Here is a 3433-nt window from a genome sequence, read left to right on the forward strand (position 1 = left end):
CAATCCGGCAGTCAGGCCCGCCCATCACGAATTCGCGACACACCAGCGGTCGCCAAGCATAGATACGGCACCGCAGACTGTCGCGGTCCAGCGCCGCGCACCAGCCGTCGTCCAGTCGATCCATGACCGTGCCACCCCAGGCGTCCCGTCTGGTGAAGCATTGCGGGACGCCGGTCTCGGTTAGGCACAAAACCTCCAAGCGGCAGCAGGCCGCGTCGCAGGTTTCGCAGGTGATCCCGTGGTCAGGTTCCCGAGGCATGGCGATTGATTGGCGAATTGGGCGCGGACGCGGTTCAATCCGGCCAGAAATCGAAGTTCAACAGATCTTCCAGACGGTAGGGGCAGTCGTCGGGAAAGGTCGATTCAGGCAGATTGGTCTCGTTTGCGGCGTTGAAACGAGCATTCGGGTATTTACTGACGACAAGAGGGGCGAGTTGGTTGCGCAAACTTGGACTTTCTTCCAACAGATCCTGAATGGAACTCCGTGCATTCTGGATCGATCCACGCCAACTGCTGCTGCGGTGGCTCGACTGGAACTGCCACTTGAGCAGGTGTGACACCAGTACGCTGATGTGGCTGGCAAGGGCGCGCCGCTCGCTCCGTCCCATCTCCTCCAATTCCTCGGCGATCCTGTCGAGATCTGCCTCCGAGACGCGCCCAGTGCGCAACAGGTTCGCATTTTCGATCAGCCAGAGATAATAATCGCTCTCATAAAAAGCGACGACCGCTGGCGTAACGACTGTTTTGAAGGCAAGCGCCATGGCGTCAACCCTCGCGCCGACAATGAAGATGGCGAAATGATAGCCGTTTTTTCGGCAACCAGCCGCGCTAATCGCTCCCCTGATAATGCTTGGCCAGATCCGTTTCCTTCAACCGGGTCAGCGCGTCCCTCGGGAAACTGCTCATCAGCTCCCAGGCCAGATTCAGCGTGGCCTCGATCGAACGATCCTCGGACTCGCCCTGACCGACAAACCGCTGATCGAAGGCGTCGGCAAAGCTCAGATAGCGGCGGTCGCGCTCGGAGAGTTCGTCCGCGCCGATGATAGAGGCGAGATTGCGCGTTTCTTGGGCGCGCGCATACAGCGCATAGAGCTGGGCGGCGACCCGCGGGTGATCCTCGCGGGTGTCGTCCTTGCCGATGCCGTCCTTCATCAAGCGGGACAGACTGGGCGAGATATGCACCGGCGGGTAGATGCCCTGATTGTGCAACTCGCGCGACAGCACGATCTGACCCTCGGTGATATAGCCGGTCAGGTCCGGGATCGGGTGCGTGATGTCGTCCGAGGGCATCGAGACCACCGGCATCATGGTGATCGAGCCATGCCGCTCGTGGATACGTCCGCAGCGCTCGTAGAGTTCGGCCAGATCCGAATAGAGATAGCCCGGATAGCCCTTGCGCGCCGGCACGTCGCCCTTGGCGGTGGCGACCTCGCGCAGCGCCTCGGCATAGTTCGTCATGTCGGTCAGCACCACCAGGACGTGGCGGTCCAGGTCATAGGCCAGATATTCGGCGGCGGTCAGCGCGGTGCGGGGCAGGGTGAGCCGTTCCACCGGCGGATCGTCGGCCAGATTGACGAACATCACCACGTTGCGCAGCACGCCCGAGTTGGCGAATTCGTCGCGGAAGAATTTGGCGTCCGCGTAGGACACGCCCATGGCGGCGAAGACGATCGAGAAACTGCTGTCCTGATCCTTCAGCTTGGCCTGACGCACAATCTGCGCGGCGAGACGGTTATGCGGCAGACCGGAACCCGAGAAGATCGGCAATTTCTGACCGCGCACCAGACTGTTCAGCCCGTCGATGGTCGAGATACCGGTCTGGATGAATTCGCGCGGATAGGTGCGCGCGGCCGGATTGATGGCCGACCCGCTGACCGGACGGCGCAGACTGGACAGCACCGGCGGGCGCCCGTCGCGGGGCACGCCGAGTCCGTTGAATTCGCGCCCGAGGATCTCGGGGGAGAGCGCGATCTCGATCGGTTCATCCAGGAAGCGAATCCAGGTGTTTTCCAGATCCAGATCGTCGGTGCCCTCGAAGATCAGGATCAGCACCTCGTTATCCGCCGCGCGGATGACCTGACCGTTGCGGATCTGACCGCTGTGATCCTCGATCTGGACCCGGTCGCCGAACGCCACGGCGGGGGTATTCTTGACCACCAGCAGTCCGCCACGGGCCTCGACTGCGGTGCGATATTCTTTGATGCTCATAAGTGTCGTCGTTCAGTGGTCAATGGTTTTATCTGGCTCCACGCCTGTGACGTAGGAGCAGGTTTTGAAATTTCAGCGTGACGTCGGCATTCGGGTCGCCTCCGGGATCGCCGATGGCCGGAACGAGGATCAAGACCGGCGCGCAATCAGTGGAAACTGTTCCGGGTAGCGTATCGAGTCCGCATGTAAGTTTTTAGGTCGCTGTTAATTCCCTTGTTGGGCCAATGCTTGCGCCATGTTGACAATCTCTACATTCAATCGCGCACGCACGGGATGTTGCCTCTTCAGCAATGCATCGAGTTTATCCAAAGTCGTGGCGTGAAAATATCTTTCACCGCATTCCATGCACACTTCGGCTTCTACGTCCTCAACGATGTACAGTTGTTGCTGAAACCAGTGAGACCGTTTGACCTTCTTGGGTCGGGTTTCCCCGTCGCAGAATTCACACTGCATAATTGCACCTAGATTGCGTATACGGTAATGATGATTAGGCTCGCTTCCTCTCGGAAGCGGCAAACGACGTGCATGCTGCGACCTGAAAGAGATGGACCTTCAATACGATACCGAGTCCCCCGTGTGTCGTGCGTCATTTTCTTTTCGAGAAAACCTTTCAAAATGGCGTTCTCGATATCAGCTCGCTCGAATCCGTCATCCATCATCTCTTCTTCTGCGTGCGAGGATAGATAATAGTCACGGTCTACGATTCGTTGTTGAGTTGTGCTAAGAACGCTCACGGTGCTTTGAGATTGAAATCAAGTTGCTGCGATTGCTGCTCTCTATGGCCTAGCGGCCCCGCTGGTATGACTTTGCAGGATGATCGCTGTGCTGTCTGCGGGGTCTGCTTTTGAACCGCTTGTTAGGTCAATGATTGACAAGATTTAACCGATGGCGTTTTCTGTTATTTGGCATTCCTTTCGATTTTTCGGACAGCCATGATGTCAACAAAATAGATATATAGAATCCGAAAATACCCCAAATCAAGGCAAAGCCATCTTGATCTAACAAGAAAAGCATAAGAGTCACACCGGGCCATAATGCAAGGAGAATAACTTTCTGAACTCCTGTCATTATCCCTATCAAGGCGGCCTCAGTACAGTACAAAACTAATCAAGCGCCACCATTAGGGCCAGGCGCGCCTCACGTCACACGCCACCGAGAAGGGTCGCCCGTCGAGCATGAATCCCAGCACACAGAGGAATTCGGCACTGCATTCGGCCAGTTTGGC

At 57.5% G+C, this 3433-nt stretch carries 5 protein-coding genes; all 5 read right to left on the reverse strand.

Annotation, left to right across the window (positions count from 1 at the left end; all coding sequences use genetic code 11):
- The coding region (locus tag QZY07_RS09395) for a YkgJ family cysteine cluster protein (RefSeq protein WP_295401848.1) at positions 1-259 on the reverse strand (259 nt) is incomplete at its 3' end.
- Between the two features lie 34 nt (positions 260-293).
- Complete coding sequence (locus QZY07_RS09400) at positions 294-761, reverse strand: DUF29 domain-containing protein (protein WP_295401851.1); 468 nt, start codon at positions 759-761, stop codon at positions 294-296.
- Between the two features lie 67 nt (positions 762-828).
- Positions 829-2208, reverse strand: coding sequence for a V-type ATP synthase subunit B (locus tag QZY07_RS09405; protein WP_295401853.1), 1380 nt, complete (start codon positions 2206-2208; stop codon positions 829-831).
- 204 nt (positions 2209-2412) lie between these two features.
- Positions 2413-2661: a YgiT-type zinc finger protein gene (locus QZY07_RS27355; protein ID WP_363183997.1), complete on the reverse strand. Its 249-nt coding sequence runs from the start codon at positions 2659-2661 to the stop codon at positions 2413-2415.
- A gap of 8 nt (positions 2662-2669) precedes the next feature.
- A complete protein-coding gene (locus QZY07_RS27360; protein ID WP_363183999.1) occupies positions 2670-2942 on the reverse strand; it encodes a DUF4258 domain-containing protein in 273 nt (90 codons plus the stop codon).
- Positions 2943-3433: the final 491 nt, after the last annotated feature.

Source organism: uncultured Thiocystis sp., assembly GCF_903866365.1.
Taxonomy (GTDB): Bacteria; Pseudomonadota; Gammaproteobacteria; order Chromatiales; family Chromatiaceae; genus Chromatium.